The organism is Psychrobacter sp. APC 3281 (assembly GCF_030407815.1).
Classification (GTDB): domain Bacteria; phylum Pseudomonadota; class Gammaproteobacteria; order Pseudomonadales; family Moraxellaceae; genus Psychrobacter.
Genome location: NZ_JASDCS010000008.1, coordinates 102103 through 123150, shown reverse-complemented (window position 1 = coordinate 123150; position 21048 = coordinate 102103). Strand labels below are relative to the sequence as shown.

The window sequence follows — 21048 nt, the reverse complement described above, 5'->3', positions numbered from 1 at the left end:
TTGTTATGTCACTGGTTATAAGAATAACTGTACTGCCCGTCATTGTGCCTTTCACTGAGAGTAACCCATGAGTATCAAGCCTGTGGTCGCCTTAATTGGTCGTCCAAACGTCGGTAAATCCACCTTATTTAATCAGTTCACAAAAAGTCGGCAGGCATTGGTCGCTGACCTTTCAGGATTGACTCGTGACCGTCAGTACGGTGATGCAACTTATGAAGACAAATCTTTTATCGTTGTAGATACGGGTGGTATCGGTGAAGCTGATGACGGTAGCGGTAATATTGATGACTATATGTCTGAGCAGTCGCATACAGCAATCCATGAAGCAGATATCATCGTATTCGTCGTTGACGCTCGTGCCGGTATGATTGGCGCTGATGCTGAAATTGGTAAGTTTTTGCATACATTAGGCAAGCCGGTCTATGTTGTTGCCAATAAAGTCGACGGCGTACATGATGCAGCGCCTGCCGAGTTTTATGCACTAGGCTTGGGTGAGCCATATCCGATGGCAGCCAGTCATGGTCGCGGTGTAGGCAATTTGCTTGAAGTGCTAACGGCTGATATGCCTGAGCAAGAAAACATATTAGAGCCAAGAGGCTTAAAGCTTGCCATTATCGGTCGTCCAAACGTGGGTAAATCGACGCTCGTAAACCGCCTGCTTGGTGAAGACCGAGTAGTGGTATTTGATATGCCAGGCACAACGCGTGATAGTATTTATATTCCTTATCAGCGTGAAGGCAGAGACTATGTCTTGATCGACACTGCGGGTGTACGTCGCCGTGGTAAAATCGATGAAAAAGTAGAAAAATTCTCTGTCATCAAGACCTTGCAAGCGATTGAAGATTCTAACGTAACCGTGATTGTTATTGATGCTCACGAAGGTATCGTGGATCAAGATTTGCATATGATTGGTTATGCGCTTGACGCTGGACGAGCGTTAGTCGTTGCGATTAACAAGTGGGATGGTCTAACGCAAGATCAAAGAGACTATATCAAGCTTGAAATGGATCGCCGTTTTAGCTTTATTCCTTATGTAAAAATACATTTGATTTCAGCACTGCATGGTACAGGTGTCGGTAATTTATATCCGTCTATTTTACGTGCGTATAAATCTTCGATGTTTGAAGTATCAACCAACCGTTTGACCCAGATTTTGCAAGATGCTGTGACGGCCAATCCGCCACCAACCGTTGCTGGTCGTCGTATCAAGTTACGTTATGCGCATATTGGTGGTCACAATCCACCCGTTATTGTTATTCATGGTAACCAAACCAGTGCGCTTCCCAAGAGCTATCAACGTTATCTAGAGAACCAATTCCGTCAAGTGTTTAAGCTAGAAGGCACACCGCTTAACGTTATCTTGAAGCAAAACGACAATCCATATGCGAATAAGAGCGACACGCCGACTAAGGCAAAAGCTCAGCAATTGCGTCAACGTGAGCGTAATAGATCACAGAAATTTACTACCAAAGATAAAAAGCCTCGTTAATCCTCGTATTTTAAGCTTTATATCTTTAGCTTTATGATTAATGTCATCGTGTTCGATAGCGCGATGACATTTTTCTATTCATACGCTATAGTTTGGGCCTATAAATAGCTGTCTCAATGTTTCAAAAATACTCAAATGTTTTACTTATCACATCTTTAAAATACCTGTACTATAAATGAAAGCTGCACGCGACTCAGTAGAGTGATATGAACAACCGTTCGTTTCAAACCATCCCCGTACTTATCTGGCGTTCTGTCATACAAGCTGTCGTATTGGCAGTGCTGGCAGGTTTTTTATTGCCTTTTCTTTATGGTTTAGTGCATCACTATCAAGAAAAAGAACAGCATATTCAACAGTTGGCATCGCTACTAACGACTAGCGCATCGACTGCAGATGGGGCAGATGTTGTGGCTGAGCAAGTTAATATCTTGTTAGAAAATGAGCCGACTATTCAAAGTATTGTTTTTTATTCCACCTCTGAGCCAATTGAAGATATAGACCAGTCGCTTGCTGATTGGAAAAATGCTTTATTTGCGCATACGGTCAGTTTCAACTATCCAGTGATTAGTAAAGACCTTGATGCCAGTAGTATCGCGTCCAATAAGTCCGATTCCAATCAACAGTTAGCATTGACTTTATCAAACATTATGAGCGAATCGTCAGCGCCAGATGAGGCGACTGATACAGTTACCGAAAATAGCACATTGATTGGTTATATTAATATTACGATGGACGTAGAGTTGCTACGTTTACATTGGTTCCAAAATATCCTGTGGTTATGGCTAACAACAGTGGTACTGATTGTTATGTTTGCCTTATACATTTTTAGGAAGCTTAATTGGCCAGTCAGAGATATCGAAACATTGACCGATGTTTGTGCCATTGTCATGAACAACGCAAATCTAGAGCAACTGCCAGTCATCCCGCAACAATTCAATTTCCAAGAACTGACCCAAATCAAAAAAGCATTAATTGTGTTATTTAATCGTTTACAAGAAGCGAGGCAAGGTTATGAAACCCTTGCGGCCTTTGAACAGCAATTGCACAATAAAGATATGTCACTTGATGTGCAGTTGCATAATTTTCAAAGCATGATTTCTCATGAATTAAAAACGTCATTGAATGCAATTGTAGGTGGTTTACAACTATTGGATCATGAGGCGCTAAACAGAGAGCAAAAAGACGCGGTAGAGATTATCAGTAGTGGTAGTGATAAATTGGTATTGTCATTAGATCATATTATACAGCTGAACCAGATTCAAAAAGGCCAGATAAGAATTCATAAAAATGAGTTTAACCCATTACAGCTAATCGCTGATCTATTATCTAAGTTTGAAAATACGGCCACGCAGAAAGGATTAGAGCTGATCAGTAATATTCATCATATAGACTATAGCCTATACGGTGATTCAGAAAAAATACATCAGATACTATCGATACTGCTCAACAATGCGATTAAGTTTACACCTGTCGGAAAAGTTACGATTACGTCGCAACTGACACATTTTAATAAGAGTAATCGCTGGCAGATTAGCGTGAAAGATACGGGTATTGGTATCGATAATGAGCACCTAGACGATATATTTAACCCCTTCTTTCAGGTGGATTCGTCGCAAACTCGCCAGTATGAAGGCTCAGGGGTTGGCTTACCGATAGTTAAGCAAATGGCGCAGCTTATGGGTGCTACTATAGATGTTGATAGTGTGCTTGGCGTAGGTACGCAGTTTACGTTGACCATAGCGATGCCCAATCAACAGCAATCAAAACAGCAGCGCTTATTGTCTGGCCTAACGATTATTTATTATTACTATCATGAGACAGGCTCCTTGTTAGAGGAACTGGAATACCTAGGAGCTACGATTATTTGTCGCCAAGGTAACCAACTTGTCATAGACGAGATGCGTAAGCAGAAAATTGACATGGTGATGTTTGGTGAAGATGTTTTCCCAGAAAAAGCTGCGATGCTAGCCAAACGTATCCGTCAGTATGAAAGCGATGAGGGTAGTAAGAGCGAGCATCGTGCGTTATTGGTATATTGGTATCCGCAGCATCGGGCGCGCTATGTAGGCAGTTTTGAGTATGGTTTAAAAGCAGCTGGCATTGACTATTGTCATATTGCTACTTATAAGGACAAAGCGTTAAGCGACCTATTAAAACAATGGTTGGTTTAGACGTAGTACTGTCTTACTAAATCCGTGTTCCTAGTTAGGTTTATTTTATTAGGTAGCATTTTTCGACTTTTCAGTATCAAAGCATTTTTAAATTACAGTAGGTATAAAAAAAGACGCCCATTTTAAGGCGTCTTTTTTTTAAACAGTTTTAGCTAGAATTGCTTTTTAAAGGTTTCTCTTAGAGAAGATTCTTTACCCAGCGTACGATATGTTCCCAAGTACGGCTCATAAAGCCTGACTGTTCGATATCGTTGGTTGCAATGATAGGAACTGAGGCTACCGCTTTACCATCAATGACAGCCATCATTTTACCAACTTCCTGACCTTTTTTGATCGGTGCTTCTAAGCTCTCAGGAATGTCGACCACTGTGGTAATTTTGTTTTTCTGGGTTTTACTGGTTAGGATTTGCAAGTTGTCGCCAGTTGCAAGCTCTACCTCGTCAGCTTCTCCAAACCATACTGGAAGCTTACTAACGAACTGCCCAGCAGGCGCCTTGGTAACCGTTGTAAAGTGACCGAAACCCCAGTTAAGTAGTTCGCGTGACTGATCAGCGCGAGCCTGTTGGCTCTTGGTACCCATAATGACAGAGATTAGACGCATGCCTTCACGGTTGCTTGATGCAACCAAGCAGTAGCCTGCTGCATCAGTGTGGCCAGTTTTTAAGCCATCAACAGTTGGGTCAGTAATCAGCAGAGCATTACGGTTACCTTGGGTAATACCGTTATAAGTAAACTCTTTTTCTGCGTAGATACTATAGTAGTCGCCGCTGTTTTTGATAATAGCGCGCGCAAGTTTAGACAAATCCAAAGCAGATGCTAAATGACCTTCATCAGGCATACCCGTAGCATTGACAAAGTTAGAGTTCTCCATGCCAATCTTTTGCGCTTGTTCGTTCATCAATATTGCAAACGAGGCTTCGCTACCAGCAATATGTTCAGCCATGGCTTTTGACGCATCATTACCTGATTGAATGATAATACCGCGTAGCATATCGATGACGCTGGCGGTTTTGTTCACAGGCACATACATACAAGATTGGCTGCTGCTACCACGGCACCATGCGTTTGGACTCATCAATACCTGTTCATCTTCTTTCAGGTCGCCTGATGCTAAGCGTTGCTCAATGATATAACTGGTCATCATCTTAGTCAGAGATGCTGGCGGCAGCGCCTCATTGGCGTTCTTTTGAGCCAAAATTTCGCCAGTGTTATAGTCCATCAACACATAGGCAGTATTGTCCATTTCAGGTGGTTGAATGGCTGCGTTTGCCACTACTGCACTCATCGAGATACTTACACCAACTACCAGCTGTATCAGCTGATTTTTTACACGCTTTACTGTCATATATCATTACACCGCATCATGGAACCAAATGTATCTATCGCTTATGTTTTGTACCTATTTCCATACATTATTTTAAGCAGCATGTCTTAAATGCAGTGTTTAAAATAATGTATCGACGAAAATAGTAACGCCTACACAATAGACATAAAATTAACGCCTTATCTTAGCAAAATGACTACCGATGGGGAATCGATAAATACAAAAATAAGGCAAGTTTGAAAAGAAAAATGAAGGCCTATCATATATTTGTTGTGACTATCATCTGACCAGTCTCTGTAATAAAAATTTAACGCTCACAAAAAAGCCTGCTGCACTGCTTGTGAATAACAAGTAAAGTGACAGCAAGCTTTGATGCTACAGATACCTAAACAACCAGTTGATAATATTTGCTTAACCGATGTTATAAAGAATACATAGCTTTTATTTTATTATCATTAACAGCAATATTATTATTAACACATTAAGTAAAGGATACTAGTCATTGAATCAAACTAGCTAGTTATCTAATAATCTGCGTTTGCCAAATCTTCACATAGTGCTTTGTTTTCTTGCTTTGAGAATCCCATCGTCCAACTACGAATACCTTGTAGTATCTGGCGATAGTCTTGCTGTGTAGATAAGTATTGAATAGCTGCTTTTGGATCTTCTAGAGAAGGCATTAGCTCATGCAGCTGCACAGTGTACGACTTATAGAACCGCTGTTTTTGCTTACCATTTAGCATTGGTGGGCATATCTCTGATAGTACCTGCATCACCGCAATTTCGTGCTTAGTAATGTTAATGCCAGACATATCTAGCGGAATGGTAGTGCCAGAGTTATTCGCAGCATTAGAAGCTTGAGACAGCATAGCAACAGACGTTATCAGTCCTGCAATCCCAACTTTTGAGGCAGTATTTGCTATCACAGAAGCTATAGATAATATCGATTGTTTATTCATTCAGTATTACACTCGCTCGTCTTTATTTAATGGTCATATGTTAATCGGTAAAAAAACAAAAGTCACATAAAATATTGATTTATGTGTAGATATCTTGTGAGCCAAAACCATTTTTTAGCAACATATCAGTAGCATACCCTAATGACGTTACTTCAGTATCAGTACATCGGTTTGTATTGTTGTGGGGTGTTGCTTATTGTAACGCGATGCTTAATCTACTGGTTGTCATCCGTTCTATACAAATATTTGTCACGCTACTTTTCTCATATAATCATTAGTATGAGATGAGAGTGATACTTTGCTAAAGACGGGGTTCGTGTCTTTATATTATTCAGTTATAATCGCCCATGCTATCAAAATGATACTTTTTCGTTAGACTGAGGCGTCATGTCGTTGGAGAATTAGAGTATCATGTTTTCATTTTAAATATGAGCATCGTTCTTTGATGGCTATCTTGAACAGACATGGCACGATAGCAGAATTACCGAATAGAGATGTAGAAAAATCGGCAATAAAATATTAACCACATACTGAGTAGAAATGAGATTTTTAATTAGTAATGATGACGGTGTTTATGCGCCAGGATTATTGGCACTATCTCAGGCATTATCGATTATCGGCGAAGTCGTCGTCGTCGCCCCTAACGATGAACAAAGCGGCTATGCCAGTGCGCTGAGTGTCTCAAGACCACTGCATACGCATCAGCTGCCTTCTGGATTTGTAGCGGTAAATGGCTCACCAGCTGACTGTGTTTATTTGGCTCTGCATGAGTTATATCATGGTAGTGACTTTGACTGCGTGATTACAGGCATTAACTCAGGGGCTAACTTGGGACAGGATGTGATGTTCTCTGGTACGTTCGGTGCTGCATTGACTGCGCAACTATCTGGTATTCCTGCTATAGCAACGTCTTTGGTAGGCGGGGGTGTCAAAAACGGCGGGCAAGAATCAACCAGTGATTATCAAGTGGCCGCACATGAAATCGTCAAACTGCTTACTAAGACTTCGATTCTAGAGATGCTCAAAAGTTTGCCCTATCATGTATTAAACGTTAATATTCCTGATGTGCAGCATGCTGATGATATCAGGGGTCGAAAAGTAACCTCGTTAGGCCATAAGCAGGCTGCTCAGCCAGTACGCCATATGATAGATCCACGCGGCCGAGATGCCTATTGGTTGTCTCTACGCAAAGGTAAAAATGAGCGACCATCAGAGACGTCAATCGATGCGGTACAAGCGAATCAGGATATGATGACAGATTATCAGGCTGTAGCGGCAGGGTATGTCAGTTTATCACCAGTACGCCTGCATCATACGCCAACGGCAGCGCTGGATAGATTATCAACACTCACGCTATAAATTCTATAAGATATAATCCATACCGGCTTATTAAACACTGACGTGTTATGAGAATATCAAAAGACTCTTGTATGGCATTAAGAGCTTTTGAATGATTAAACAATGAATGAGCAACACAAAGAATAGGAACCTTGTATGAAAAAAATCATAGCTGGATCGCACCTTGTTAAAGCCGCGTTGATTGGTACTATGGCAGTCGCTACTCTATCTGTCGTTGGCTGTGCAACGAAGCCTACCTATCAATCAGCAAACCAAGCAGGTCCTAAGATTATCACTAACGCGCAAGGCGTCCCTAACTATCACCGTGTACAACGCGGCGATACGGTCAGCCAGATTGCAGCGCGCTATCGTCTGAACTACCGCCAAATCGGAGCGATGAACAATCTAGATAGTAAATATACCATCTATAGTGGCCAATGGCTCAAACTATGGCAAGGCAATGCGGCAACCACTGCAAGTAACAATAGCTACAGTGCTCCAGTTCAAACGCAGCCAACTTATACGCCACCTGTGACCCAGTCTCAAGCACCAGCTTATGGAGCCACTGCCAACTCGACCTCTGGTTATGATTATCCTACGCGCAACCCAGTAACTCGTAATATTGACCCTGCTGCGGGCAATATGGGAATGTGGTTTGCAGGCAAAGTTGGTGACCCAGTACTTGCCAGCCAATCAGGAACTGTGCTTTACTCAGGCAACGGTCTGCCAGAGTATGGCAATCTAATTATGATTCGTCATAGTGATAACTACATCACAGCCTACGCGCACAATAGCCAATTATTGGTGCAAGAGGGCGATACAGTACAGCGTGGTCAACGCATTGCTAGTATGGGCAGCAGTGGGCAGACTAATGAGGTAGGCTTAGAGTTTCAAGTTCGTTTGAATGGTAATCCTATTGACCCACGTAGCGTACTTGGGCGTTAGACTTAAATAATAGCTACGGATAGCTTGGCCACTGTGAGCCATTTTATTTATTCATGTTTGAGATTTTTTATGAGATTAAAAAAGCAATACCTCACCTTTGTGCCAGCATTAGTGATGGTCGGGTGTACAAGCCAGCAGGCAATGCAAAGTAAGCCTGTTCGTCAAGGCGGCGTTGAGATTACTCAAACCCAAACCGTTCAGGTCAAACCAACACCTGCGCCAGTCGTAAAACCGCAGCCTGCGCCCAAGCCTAGCTACAGTAGCTTTTCTGATTGGAAGTCAGACTTTTCTATGCGTGCCATATCGTCAGGCTATGATGCCCAAGTTATTGGTCGATTGCTCGATTCTGCTTATCTAAACCAGCAAGTCATCTCATTAGATTCAGGTCAGCCCGAGTTTTCCAAGATGCCGTGGGAATACGTAGATTCTGCGGTATCTAGTGGACGCGTCAGTGTAGGTAAACGCAAATTTGCTGAGCAGCGTGCTTATTTGTCTCAGCTAGAGTCTCAGTATGGGGTTAATGCAGAGATTATCGCTGCGATATGGGGCATGGAGTCATCGTATGGCGCTGTGACCGGTAATAGCGATTTGCCAAGTTCGCTTGCCAGCCTCGCCTATGATGGTCGTCGTCAAGAATTCGCTGAAACGCAGTTGCTATCGTTAGCGACACTGCTACAACGCGGTGACGTGTCATGGTCGCAGCTCGACGGTTCTTGGGCAGGCGGCATGGGACAAACCCAGTTTATCCCTGAGACTTGGCTCAAACAAGGGGTTGATGGTGATGGCAATGGACATCGCAATCCTTGGGCGACTGGTGATGCACTAGCCTCGACGGCCAACTATCTTAGTAATTCAGGTTGGGTTCGTGGCTTAGCGCCTTTTTATGAAGCAACGGTGCCAGCCTCGTTTGATTATTCCGTAGTTGGTAGCAAACAACCTGCTGCTAGATGGGCTGCGATGGGTGTCGATACGATAGCGGACGTTTACCTAGATGCCAATACTCAGATGGAGCTATGGTTACCTGCTGGTAAAGACGGTCCAGTATTATTGCTAAGCCCAAACTTTGATGTGATCAAAGTCTATAACAACTCATCAAGTTATGCGTTGGGTGTTAGTCTGCTAGGCAAAACGATTAATGGACAAAGCGGGTTGCAAAAATCTTGGCCTCGTTATGAGCGTCCATTATCGACCACGCAAGTGACGAACCTACAACGTCGTTTGACTAGCATGGGTTATGATACCAAAGGCGCTGATGGTATCGTGGGTACCAATACTCGTATGGCATTCCAGCGCTGGCAAGCAGATAATGGTCAAACGCCAGATGGATTTATTACTCAAAACAGTGCGTCCTCATTGGCTGGATGGTGAGGTAGGCTGACGGTGTTTATACACTGTATAAAAGTGGCTCTTTTTAATCGTGCTTAGCCATTATGCATCAGCCACTAGTCATCAAACGATAATTTAATTTGTTCTACAAAAAGCACCTTGCCAAGGTGCTTTTTTTGTCTCAATCTATGTCTGATTTTGCTGACATCTTTAACACAATGGACCATGCAATAAATATCAAATATTAAGACCAGTGTAATCTGGCTTTATTCAAAACTTATCAGGACAAGGTTAATACAAGAAAGTTGATACTTTGAATGATAGACTCTAGATAATGTGTTTTTTAACGATGACTTTTACTCATAGTGTTTAGTAACAGTTTTTAACGACCATTTTAAATAACAGTTTCGATTATAAATAATTAGAACGACAGAAAGAGCGTGACCTTATGATTACCATGGAAGAATTACAAGCTGCGATACAGCAGCGAATAGATAATTATCATATTACTGACTTTCCACTACAAAAAAGAGCCGTTAACACTCTAGAGTTGCTGGGCAGCCTAAACCACATACTGGCTCAAGATATTGCTTCACCCTTTGATGTGCCGCGACAAAACCTGTCTGCAATGGATGGCTATGCGATTGCCAAAGGTAGTGAGTTATTAGAAAACAGTATTATCGAAATCGTTGGTGAGTCGCAAGCTGGCAGTGCTTATACTGGTGAGACAGCGGCAGGGCAAGGGGTACGGATTTTTACTGGTGCAGTCGTGCCAGATTGCTGTGATACGGTCATTATGCAAGAGAATACAAATTTTGCAGATATCAAAGCGACCGTTGATAAATCTCGATCTTACGACATCACGCTCACACAAACGGCCAAAGTTGACAATAATATCCGCTCGCAAGGCGAAGAGATTGAGTCTGGGGAAGCCGTTTTGAAAATCGGTAAACGACTAAATCCTGCAGATATTAGCTTACTTGCCAACCTTGGTATTAGCCAAGTGAACGTGTTCCAACCGCTTGTCGTAGGTGTGCTAGCGACAGGTGATGAGCTCGTGGCTATTGGCAATGAGCTACAAAGCCTAGCCCAAATATATAACTCTAATACCCCAACGCTCAAAAGCCTGCTATCAGATCTGCCTATCACTATTCGTGATTATGGCATTATTCCTGATAACCTAGAGCAGACGACTATCGCAGTCAATGAGGCCATGCAGGACTGTGATGTACTGATATCGACAGCAGGTGTCTCAGTTGGTGACTATGATTTTTTAACCATTGTGATCGAAACATTAGGTCAAATTAACCATTATAAAGTAGCGATGAAACCTGGTAAGCCTTTCGTATTTGGTGAATTGAATAAAAATATTGATAAGCCGGTATTGTATTTTGGCCTACCGGGCAATCCGCTCTCTACGGTTGTAGGTACGCTACAGTTTGTGATTCCTGCATTATGGCAAATGTCAGCCGCTAGCGTATCAGAGCAGCCGATGCCGCTAACTATTAAAGCCAAACTCATCAGTGATATCAGAAAATCCACCGGCCGCAAAGACTTTCAGCGTGGTGTACTGTCACGAGATGAGACAGGTCATTATCAAGTTGAGTGCTTCTCAAGACAGCAGTCACATAGAATCAAACAGCTAAGCCGCGCCAATTGCTTTATTGTATTGGACAAAGACAGTGGGAACGTAGCAGCTGGTAATGACGTCGTTGTACAACCGTTTCCTTGGCTACATCGCTAATTCATCGTTTGCCAATTTATTGTAAGGTGGTCGCACAAAGCTAAAGAGCAACCCTGTAACCTTACACTGGTATGCTAAACACGAATAATAAAGTAGTGCTTATAGTAAGTAGTACTGATGGCAGTAACATATGATTGATGACAACATAGATGACAAACACAAAATAGACAGCCCGCAACTGTATTCACCGAGCTTGGCACCGGCATTATCTGATGGCTACATAGAGCCTTCCTTGGTCGTGCCCACTGAGCAGATGAGTGACTATCACCAGCCGCTAACCGATGGGTTTGCACGGCGTCTGACTTATTTGCGTCTGTCTATTACTGATTTCTGTAATTTTCGCTGTGAGTATTGCCTGCCAAATGGTTATCAAGGTAAGCGCCCTGATGATGAGCTGAGTATCTCTGAAATTGCAACCTTGGTGCGCGGCTTTGCTCAAGTAGGTACCAAAAAAGTTAGAATTACAGGTGGTGAGCCATCTATTCGTCGTGATGTTGTCGAAATTATCGAAACGATTAAGCAGACTGACGGTATCGAGACGGTCGCGATGACCAGTAACGGCTATAAATTGGGTAAACATATAGCCAACTGGCAAGCTGCTGGACTTGACCAGCTCAATATCAGTATGGACAGTTTTGATGCCGCTACTTTTCATAAAATGACAGGCTTTGATACCTTGCCGCAGATATTGGCTGACATGGATACGTTGTTAGAAACGACTGATATCAAACTGAAAATAAATAGTGTCTTAATGGCGGAGACTGCTTTTGAGAACTTAATCACGGCGATCGACTATGTCAAAGACAGACAAGTGACCTATCGCTTTATTGAATTTATGCAGACCAGTGATAATAGCGATTTGTTTTTTGCGCAGCATGCTCAGTCTGATATTATCACTGATTACTTGTTAGAAAATGGCTGGCAGCCGCACGAACGCGGTAGTGCCGATGGTCCAGCAGTAGAGTATAGCCACCCTGATTATGTTGGTCGTATCGGTATGATTGCCCCATATGCGGCGCACTTCTGTGATACCTGTAACCGCTTGCGCGTAAGCAGCCAAGGTAAGGTGCATTTGTGTCTGTTTGATCAAGGCAACTACGATATCCGTCCATACTTACAGCAAGACGATATCCAAGGACTGGTGAACACTTTACATAGCTTTATGCCAATCAAGCCTGAGCATCATCATCTCCATGACTCTAACAGTGGCATCATGCACAATCTATCGATAATCGGCGGATAAAACATTTTGAGTCTGCGGTTATGACGCTGATAGAGACTGTTTTCCAACGCAATCATTTTTCTACATAACTTTTTTTGATACAACCGCCTTTTAATACAATTATAAAATGACATCTATAAAGGATTATTTATGAGTAAGCCTGCTGCACAATTTACACCGCTTAATATTGCTGTATTGACTGTTTCTGATAGCCGTACGCTGGCAGAAGATACGTCAGGTCAGTACTTAGTAGATAGCTTGACCGAAGCAGGGCATCATTTAGCAGACCGTCAATTAATCACCGACGATATCTACCAGATTCGCGCAGTCATTAGTGGCTGGATTGCTAGTCCAGACGTTCATGCGGTTATCACAACTGGCGGCACAGGGTTCTTCATCAGAGATAGCATGCCAGAAGCTGTGAGTGTGCTGTTTGACAAATCAATCGATGGTTTCGGTGAAATGTTCCGTTTAATCTCAAAAGATGAAATCGGTATGTCTACCGTACAATCGCGAGCAGTTGCTGGCATGGCCAATGGTACGGGTATATTCTGTTTACCAGGCTCTTCTGGTGCTTGCCGTACGGGTTGGGAAAATATCTTAAAGGATCAGTTTGACAGTCGTACTCGTCCATGCAATTTTGTGCCGCACTTTCTGGCACAAAATCCTAGCCATGATTGAGTTATAAATAATTGAGCTATGAGCGATATACAATCAAGCCTGACAGGTAATGGCATAATGACAGATTGCTCAAATGATCTGGATGGTTTGGCAGGTGTGGTTATCTTGGCAGGCGGCGCATCTAGACGTATGGGAACGGCTAAGGCGATGCTGACACTACCGTCAGGTGAGCAGCTGCTAGACTATCATGTCCGTCATGCGAGCAAGTTACAGGTTCCTATATTGATTTCAGATAATGGTCGCGGCTTTCAAGCTGGTTTAGATGTCCATTCAGAAAAAACCAATTCGCCTATTATTTACATTGCTGATTATGGTACTGATGTTGACTCTAATAAGCATGATGAGCAGATCAAAACTGGCGGCGCATTGGTCGCTATTGAATCAGCCTTCCAAACATTGATCGGCTTGAATAACTCAGGCATATCAAAAAACGTACAAGCATTATGGTTACTGGTTATTAGCTGTGATAGCTTAATACCAGCAACTGACTTGTGGCAGAAACTACAATGCAAAATGAGCCTTGATGCTGATAAGAAGGTGATTTGCTTAAAAGATGACAGTCACCTATATCCATTGTTAGGGCTGTATCAGTTAAGCATTGAGCCTGATTTGAAGGCCTATATAGATAACGGTCAGCGTAGAGTGATGCAGTTTATTCAACCTTTTGTACACTCCGTACCATTTAGAAAAGAGTGGCAAAGTTTGACCAACTTTAATACGCCCGAAGATTTTAAGCAGGCATGTGCTGCTCTACTAAAATAATAAAAATATCACATAAGAAAGGTTATATAAATGAATGACAGCGTTCAGATAAACCAGCAATCTACTTTATCTCACTTAGATAGTGATGGTGATATTACCATGGTCGATGTCAGCGGTAAGACAGCAACGATGCGAGAAGCCAATGCCACTGGACAAGTACGCTTTCCCAGTGAGATTTATGCGCAGATTAAAGCGGCTGATGGGATGACCAAAAAAGGCAGCATCACGCAAACAGCTCATATCGCTGGTATCATGGCGGCCAAACGCACTCATGATCTTATACCGCTTTGTCATCCACTACCGCTAGACAAGATAGGTTTGAGCTTTGAGTACAACGACGCGCTTAGTAGTATTACGGTTAGTGCTGTAGTCAAGGTTACGCATAAGACAGGGGTCGAGATGGAAGCGCTAACAGCGGTCAGCGTTGCCTGCTTAACTATCTATGATATGACCAAAGCGCTATCACATGACATCGTTATAGATAATATTCATTTGGTTAAGAAGACAGGTGGTAAGTCAGATTACAGTCATGCTTAAAATGACAACATTGCAGAGTGCGTCGTCAATCAATTAATCAATTATTAAAAATATGCTAAGTACCAAGCAAGGAAGCTTGTATAAGATGGAGAGGTTTATGAGTGCTATCGATATGACAACTAATATCGAATCAACGATGAATATTAATGTCATGTATTTTGCCAGTTTGGCTGATGAGGCCAATTGTCAGCAAGAGACAGTAAGCGTACAGCAAGATACGTCATTGACTGAACTATACGAACAGCTTAGTCAAAAGCATCGCTTTAGCCGTCCGCAGTCGGAGCTACGTGTTGCAGTAAATGACTACTTTGCTAAATGGACTGACCAGATAAATGATGGTGATAGCGTGGTTTTCATCACGCCAGTCGCTGGTGGTTAGATAAGCGTTTACTAGTGTCCATTTTGTCAGTGGCTATTCAGTGTCAGTGGCTATTCAGTGTCAGTGGCTATTCAGTGTCAGTAGCTATTCAGTGGTTACAAAGAAAAAATAATAAATAGAGAAGAAAAATGACCGACAATGTCCACGATCATTCAATGAGCATCAAACGTAGTGCTGACGAGGCTTACCTTATCGCTGAGCGTGATGGTTTTGCGCTACTAGATATTGCGATTGACGAAGATAGGCTAAAAAGTACGTTAGACAATGACAGCTGCGGCGCGTTTGTTTGTTTTGAAGGGCGAGTGCGCAATCATAATAATGCCGCGAGCGTTGATCGTCTTACCTATTATGGTTATGAGGATTTGGCCATCAATCAAGGCCGCGCCATTATAGAAGAAGCCAAAAAGCGTTTTGAAATTACGCATGCTATTGCCATACATCGTATCGGTGCGTTAGAAATTGGCGACGTGGCTGTGTGGGTTGGAGTCGTGTCAGCGCACCGTTATCCAGCATTTGATGCTTGTCGCTGGATATTAGATACTATCAAAGCGGATATTCCTGTGTGGAAGCAAGAATACTACGAAGACGACTCATCTAAATGGCTCAGCAATAATGGTTAAGTCATTAGTTACTGTCTGTGTATCTGCTTGTCTGCTATTGTCACTAAGTGCTTGTACGCAAGACAAAGACGCCAATACGACGCTTGCTGCTGATACCACTGAGCAATCTCACACATTGCGTATCGCTGCGGCTGCTAACTTATCTGATGTACTCCCTCATATTATTGATAGCTATCAGGCTGATAACAACTCATCTGTCCAAAATATTTCAGGTATCTCAGATATTGAAGTTACTTACGCATCTTCTGGTAAGTTATATGCACAAATCAAAGCAGGGGCGCCGTATGATATATTCTTGTCTGCCAATCAAGATTTCCCTGCTAAATTGGCTGATGAGAATTCAGCTGATGTTACTAGTAAAGAGCATAAACTAACCAAGCCTTTTACGTATACCAGAGGTCAATTAGCACTCTATAGTGTCACCAAACCTTTAAACGATTTTACGCCAACATCGCTAGGCGATATGTTTACCAGTGCTGACTTTACTCAGGACAGCAAGGTGGCTATCGCTAACCCTGATCTTGCGCCTTATGGTGCCTCTGCAAAAGCCTATCTGCAATCACAAAGTATGTATGATAAGTTGAATGCTCAGAAAAGTTTGATACAGTCAGAGAATATCGGTCAGGCGTTCCAATACGCTCATACAGGTAGCGTAGACTATGGGTTTGTGGCACAGTCTCAGCTTGTTGCGATTAAAGCCAAGCCTGAGCAGTTTATCACTTTGCTGCCAGCGTCTTATCCAGCTATCTTACAAGATGGGATAATCGTTAATAACACTGACCAAGCAGCAGACTTCACCGACTACCTGCGCTCAAAAGCAGGGCAGCACCACTTCTTACAAGCAGGCTATCTGGCCATCCAGTAATACGTTAGACTAGGGTTACTTGAATGTTCAACAGACCCTAAATCCTCTCATCACAGAACGAGCAGTGACATTATATGATCGACCAGTCTCTTATGTCAGATATGCTCAGTCCATTTTGGGTGAGCATTAAGCTCGCTTGTGTGACTACCTTATGTCTATTACTATTTGCAACGCCTATCGCTTACTGGTTGGCTAAGCCGAACCGTATAAAAGCAATAGGACGTCTTAAGGTACTGCTCATGGGCATCATTGCGATGCCTCTGGTGCTACCACCTACCGTGATTGGATTTTATCTACTGTTACTGCTCAGTCCTAGTATGGGTATCGGTAAATGGTTAAGCGAACATAATATTAGCCCGCTAATTTTTACCTTTGAAGGTCTGGTCATTGGTTCTATTATTTACTCATTGCCTTTTTATATACAGCCTGTCTATGCACAGTTTTTGCGTATTCCGCAAAGTGTCACGGAAGTCGCTCATCTCCTAGAACCAAGTCGTATGCGACGGTTTATGAAAGTGGCTTTACCGCAAGCGCGCGTGGGTATTATTTTGGGTAGTTTGGTAAGCTTTGCTCATACCATTGGGGAATTTGGGGTTGTACTGATGATAGGCGGCAGCATCTCAGGCGAAACTAAAGTAGTATCGATTGCGATATATGAGCAGGTAGAAGCGCTCAACTATGATGCGGCGCATATGATGTCTGGTATTCTGATTATTATGGGTGTAGTGATGGTAGCGTTAATCGCTAGCGTAAGCCGAATAAGTCAACGTCCATAGCACTGGAACATTTGTATGCGAGTTAAGACGTGTTAGCTGGCGCAGTAGCTATATAAACAATGTCCAAGCAGAATATATAGACACAAAAAAACCTCAAACAATCTAATGTTTGAGGCGAAACTTGCTTAAACTTAACAGTTTAAATTCGTTTTAAATATGGCGCAGCGGACGGGACTCGAACCCGCGACCCCCGGCGTGACAGGCCGGTATTCTAACCAACTGAACTACCGCTGCTTAGGTCTCTTAGCTTGTTTAGCCACTTGCTAAGAAGTGGTGGGTGATGACGGATTCGAACCGCCGACATTCTGCGTGTAAGGCAGACGCTCTACCAACTGAGCTAATCACCCTTCGAACAATTGCTATGCAATTTATTCAACATCAACTGAGCTCTTAAGTTTGTCACTAAGCTCCGTTGCTGTGGGTGTGTATTATATAGATTTACAGTTGGGTGTCAAATATTATTTTAATGTTTTTAGAAAATAATTATAAATCGGACTTGTAATCTATCAAAAATAGCATTCAAAGCCATGTATTATATAGCATTTCTAAAAATCCACTTATTATCATTATTTGTTGTTTGGCGGTGAAAAGCTACTATACTATGGATGCTTTATTCGTTGAACACGGTTGATGGAGGCCAATATAAACACTTTTACTATTAAAGATACTTTTACTAGCTGGACCTGGGGAGACTTAGCGGGTCTAGGTCTAGGTCTGGTGCTGCATATTGTACTTATGATAGTAATGACGCTGCGCGTGGTTTCTGTACAGCGCAATATTGGCGTGTCTATTGCTTGGGTGGCTGTGCTTTACACGTTGCCAATATTTGGTTTTGTGGCTTACATCCTGCTCGGTGAGCCGATGATTGGGCGGCGCTATCGTGAACGTGTTGATCAAGCCAGTATCTTGATGAATGATATGGCAAGGCGTGAGCATCTGATTTTTGACAAAGGGCAGGACTTATTGCCAGCCAACTACCGCGGTGTTAGCCAAATAGGAACGCGCTGGACCGGGTTTGGCGTATTTCCCAATCATAAAATGCAGCTGTTGACGGATCCTGCTTCTATCTTTCAGCGTTTGATTGAAGATATCCATGCCGCCCAGCGTATTGTCCTCATGGAATTTTATATTGTTTATCCAAAAGGACAGGTGCTAGAAGTCATAGAGGCGCTATCCGTAGCGGCTCAGCGCGGCGTAGAGTGTCATATATTGGCCGATAGTGTGGGCAGCTTTAGCTTTATTAATAGCAGCGTGCACCGTAAATTAGAAAAAGCAGGGGTTTATGTCCATCAGTCATTGCCAGTAGGATTGTTTAAGACATTATTTAAACGCTCTGATTTGCGCAACCATCGTAAAATGGTGGTTATCGATGAACATATCGGCTATATCGGCAGCTTCAACCTGGTTGATCCAAGGTTTTTTAAGCAAAATAAAAACGTTGGTCAATGGATTGATGTGGCGCTACGAACGACTAGCCAGCACTCGATTAGTATTAATACAGCGATGGCTAAGGTGATTGTTACCGACATCGGTGCTGAAAGTAATGACAATCTTGCTGAACTGCATCAACGGGTTAATAACTATACTCGTAAGTTATATGTGATGCATCCGACCATCAATGACCTAAATAGCCGAGTGAAGGTATTGGCGGATACGATTGATGATCATGAGCAGCCAGATATAGGTGCCACTTCGATTGTCGTACCAAAGATGCCTGTCGTGGACAAAGTTCTGGCGCAGCTAATACCTTCAGCACCGCAGCTAACGGCTCATGTGATTTACAATACGTTAGTTACCGTGATTCATCGTGCCAATAAGCGTATTCGTATTACCACGCCTTATTTTGTCCCTGATGAGTCACTATCGGGCGCGCTGACGATAGCAGCTAAGCGCGGCGTTGATGTGACGATTATTGTTCCTGAAAAGGTTGATTCGTTTCTGGTACAACATGCTTCTCAGGCTTATTATCAAGAGTTATTGGATGCAGGGGTAACGATTGCCTTGTTTAGAGGTGGTTTGCTACACGCAAAAACAGTGGTTATCGATGATGACTACTGTCTATTTGGCACCGTCAATATTGATATGCGCAGCTTTTATCTAAATATGGAAGTCAGCTTAGCGATTTATACGCCAGAAATGGTCGCCCAAGTAGCGGACTGTCAGGAAGTCTATTTAGAAAACTGCCGAATCTTGGATAGTGATGAATGGCAACAGCGTCATGGATCAAAACGCTTGTTTGATAATGTCGTGCGCTTGTTCAGTCCTTTATTGTAGCACTCGGATTTTTAGGGTAAGGTAATCTACTAGTATTGTTCTATTATCTTAGTAATAGCAGCACTTTTATAGCCTATACTTTTTTGGTTTATCTATCTGCAAAGAGGTCACGTCCGTCTATGTCTGCATCACCTTTAACGCCACTGGACTATATTGCAGAAGGCTACTGGCAAGACTTCTTGGCTGGGCGTCCTATTGTAGGCGGTATCGCCTACGAAACTGAGCTGCGCGCTTGTACGCTAGATGAGTCGCTTGAGAGTTTACAGCGTATCGATACGCTATTGTCTCAAGTACGCCGAGATATGATCAAGAGCAGTATATGGGAAGAGGCGACGCTGCTGATCGATGAGCGCTATCGTAATTTCATGGTGTTTTTGGCGTTTTATGCCGGTCGTGTATTGGCGCAGCAGTGGCAAAACAAGCCACATTGGTATGGTCAGTTTGAGCTGCGTAAACGTTACCCTGAGTTGTCATTGGTCACAGATGACTTCTATCAGCATATGGCTGTTGGTTATGATGATAGCGGGGTTAAAGAGCAATTATTTTTTGCCCTAGAGCCAATAGGGCTGCGTCTGTTTGGTCATATTGATCGGCAGTTTGACCCAGTACAAGGCGGGCAAGTAGATAGTGGGCTGTATCAAGCGGTTAGCCTTAGACTGCCAACTATTTTAAGTAAAGACGTTCATTCAGTGTCCGAATTAACAGCGTATAAAGCAACCACTCATCAAGTCACTGAAAGCATCGCTCCGAGCACCGATTTAAATACGCATGTTGGTACTAGCCAATTAAATGTTTCTCTTAATAAGCCAGAGGAAGTATCGATAGGAGCTGAGCATAATCAAGCTAATGCAGTTGTAACTGACAGTGAGAGTCGCGCAATTCAGTCTGCTATGCCTGATACTATAACTGAGTTGCAAACAAGCGTAGTATCTCCTAAATCTGAGAGCCCAATAAAGCCTGAGCTGACTAAAGTAACGAAGCCAACAACCAAGCCTACGTCATCTGTAAAAAACACATCAACGCCAGAGATGTTTACGCAACTGCTCGTAGAGTTAGATGAGATAGCGGTGCCACAACCAACTGGTGATATGCAGTATCAGCAAGCACGTAAAGTACTGGATCAGTTCGAGCAGCATATTGCCAAGCAGAACAAGCCTCGTCGCCAAGTTATATTTTCAAATGATCACAACACGGCAAAAAATAAAGCGCTTCTAATACTGCAATCGGCTGCTGAAGATGATAATACAGCTGCTATGTTACGTTTGGCCATGTATGAATTGTTAGGTGAAGGTTTGGCTACAAATAGCGATGATTCTAAAAAATCTGGCGTAGAGTGGGTTAATCAAGCCGCTAGCAAAAATGATAGCCGTGCTCAGCGTCTACTCAGTAAGATGTATTACCAAGGAGTAGGGGTGTCTCAAGATATAGATAGCGGTAAATACTGGTTAGAGCAAGCGGCAGATAATGGTCATGCCGAAGCGGCCAATCTGGTCAAGCAATGGCAGCAAGCAGAAATGCTGCTGACCACACAGAAGCAAGAGCAGCATAGCACCAAGCGTTATCAGCTGTTAATTGGTGCAATCATCGCAGTCGCTTTATTGATAATAGTCATTATCTAACAATCATTACCTAATAA

18 protein-coding genes and 2 tRNA genes are annotated in these 21048 nt (G+C 42.8%); 16 read left to right on the top strand and 4 right to left on the bottom strand.

Annotated features, from left to right (window positions below; all coding sequences use genetic code 11):
* The first annotated feature begins 67 nt into the window (after positions 1-67).
* A complete protein-coding gene (gene der, locus QL886_RS08640) occupies positions 68-1489 on the top strand; it encodes a ribosome biogenesis GTPase Der (protein WP_290178383.1) in 1422 nt (473 codons plus the stop codon).
* A gap of 206 nt (positions 1490-1695) precedes the next feature.
* Complete coding sequence (locus QL886_RS08635) at positions 1696-3660, top strand: HAMP domain-containing sensor histidine kinase (protein WP_290178382.1); 1965 nt, start codon at positions 1696-1698, stop codon at positions 3658-3660.
* 178 nt (positions 3661-3838) lie between these two features.
* On the opposite strand, the gene QL886_RS08630 is transcribed toward QL886_RS08635, so the two are convergent.
* On the bottom strand, positions 3839-5005 hold the full coding sequence (locus QL886_RS08630) for a D-alanyl-D-alanine carboxypeptidase family protein (RefSeq protein WP_160021596.1): 1167 nt from the start codon (positions 5003-5005) through the stop codon (positions 3839-3841).
* Positions 5006-5508: 503 nt separating this feature from the next.
* Entirely contained in the window at positions 5509-5910 is a 402-nt protein-coding gene (locus QL886_RS08625) for a hypothetical protein (protein ID WP_261868683.1), read from the bottom strand.
* Between the two features lie 573 nt (positions 5911-6483).
* On the opposite strand from QL886_RS08625, the gene surE reads away from it, so the two are divergent.
* The 12 genes from surE to modB all read left to right on the top strand — a co-directional run bounded on the left by surE (position 6484) and on the right by modB (position 17138).
* The gene (surE, locus tag QL886_RS08620; RefSeq protein ID WP_290178381.1) at positions 6484-7302 is read left to right on the top strand and encodes a 5'/3'-nucleotidase SurE; all 819 of its coding nucleotides are present in this window, start codon (positions 6484-6486) and stop codon (positions 7300-7302) included.
* Between the two features lie 135 nt (positions 7303-7437).
* On the top strand, positions 7438-8226 hold the full coding sequence (locus tag QL886_RS08615) for a peptidoglycan DD-metalloendopeptidase family protein (protein WP_290178379.1): 789 nt from the start codon (positions 7438-7440) through the stop codon (positions 8224-8226).
* Between the two features lie 69 nt (positions 8227-8295).
* A complete protein-coding gene (locus QL886_RS08610) occupies positions 8296-9594 on the top strand; it encodes a lytic murein transglycosylase (protein WP_201605350.1) in 1299 nt (432 codons plus the stop codon).
* A gap of 406 nt (positions 9595-10000) precedes the next feature.
* Positions 10001-11296 (top strand): gephyrin-like molybdotransferase Glp, encoded by a 1296-nt coding sequence (gene glp, locus QL886_RS08605; RefSeq protein ID WP_290178378.1) that lies wholly within the window; start codon positions 10001-10003, stop codon positions 11294-11296.
* A gap of 130 nt (positions 11297-11426) precedes the next feature.
* A complete protein-coding gene (gene moaA / locus QL886_RS08600; RefSeq protein WP_290178377.1) occupies positions 11427-12539 on the top strand; it encodes a GTP 3',8-cyclase MoaA in 1113 nt (370 codons plus the stop codon).
* A 129-nt stretch (positions 12540-12668) separates the two neighbouring features.
* Positions 12669-13199: a molybdenum cofactor biosynthesis protein B gene (moaB, locus tag QL886_RS08595; RefSeq protein WP_102078147.1), complete on the top strand. Its 531-nt coding sequence runs from the start codon at positions 12669-12671 to the stop codon at positions 13197-13199.
* Positions 13200-13217: 18 nt separating this feature from the next.
* Positions 13218-13961, top strand: a complete 744-nt coding sequence (locus tag QL886_RS08590; RefSeq protein ID WP_290178376.1) for a molybdenum cofactor guanylyltransferase — start codon at positions 13218-13220, stop codon at positions 13959-13961.
* Between the two features lie 30 nt (positions 13962-13991).
* On the top strand, positions 13992-14498 hold the full coding sequence (gene moaC, locus QL886_RS08585; protein WP_290178375.1) for a cyclic pyranopterin monophosphate synthase MoaC: 507 nt from the start codon (positions 13992-13994) through the stop codon (positions 14496-14498).
* 97 nt (positions 14499-14595) lie between these two features.
* The gene (locus QL886_RS08580; RefSeq protein WP_057759069.1) at positions 14596-14877 is read left to right on the top strand and encodes a MoaD/ThiS family protein; all 282 of its coding nucleotides are present in this window, start codon (positions 14596-14598) and stop codon (positions 14875-14877) included.
* Between the two features lie 128 nt (positions 14878-15005).
* Positions 15006-15497 carry a molybdenum cofactor biosynthesis protein MoaE gene (locus tag QL886_RS08575; protein WP_290178374.1) on the top strand — a complete coding sequence of 164 codons (492 nt, stop codon included), beginning with the start codon at positions 15006-15008 and terminating at the stop codon, positions 15495-15497.
* On the top strand, positions 15490-16362 hold the full coding sequence (gene modA, locus QL886_RS08570) for a molybdate ABC transporter substrate-binding protein (protein ID WP_290178373.1): 873 nt from the start codon (positions 15490-15492) through the stop codon (positions 16360-16362). Before QL886_RS08575 ends, modA begins: the two co-directional genes overlap by 8 nt.
* Before the next feature lie 74 nt (positions 16363-16436).
* Positions 16437-17138: a molybdate ABC transporter permease subunit gene (modB, locus tag QL886_RS08565; RefSeq protein ID WP_290178372.1), complete on the top strand. Its 702-nt coding sequence runs from the start codon at positions 16437-16439 to the stop codon at positions 17136-17138.
* 157 nt (positions 17139-17295) lie between these two features.
* Here modB and QL886_RS08560 read toward each other — a convergent pair.
* Together QL886_RS08560 and QL886_RS08555 are read right to left on the bottom strand one after the other, a co-directional pair.
* Positions 17296-17372, bottom strand: a tRNA-Asp gene (locus QL886_RS08560).
* A 37-nt stretch (positions 17373-17409) separates the two neighbouring features.
* Positions 17410-17485, bottom strand: a tRNA-Val gene (locus tag QL886_RS08555).
* 388 nt (positions 17486-17873) lie between these two features.
* Between QL886_RS08555 and QL886_RS08550 the strand changes: the two genes are divergently transcribed.
* Both QL886_RS08550 and QL886_RS08545 read left to right on the top strand, forming a co-directional pair.
* Positions 17874-19412 carry a cardiolipin synthase gene (locus tag QL886_RS08550; RefSeq protein ID WP_290178371.1) on the top strand — a complete coding sequence of 513 codons (1539 nt, stop codon included), beginning with the start codon at positions 17874-17876 and terminating at the stop codon, positions 19410-19412.
* Between the two features lie 119 nt (positions 19413-19531).
* Positions 19532-21031 (top strand): tetratricopeptide repeat protein, encoded by a 1500-nt coding sequence (locus QL886_RS08545; RefSeq protein WP_290178370.1) that lies wholly within the window; start codon positions 19532-19534, stop codon positions 21029-21031.
* Positions 21032-21048: the final 17 nt, after the last annotated feature.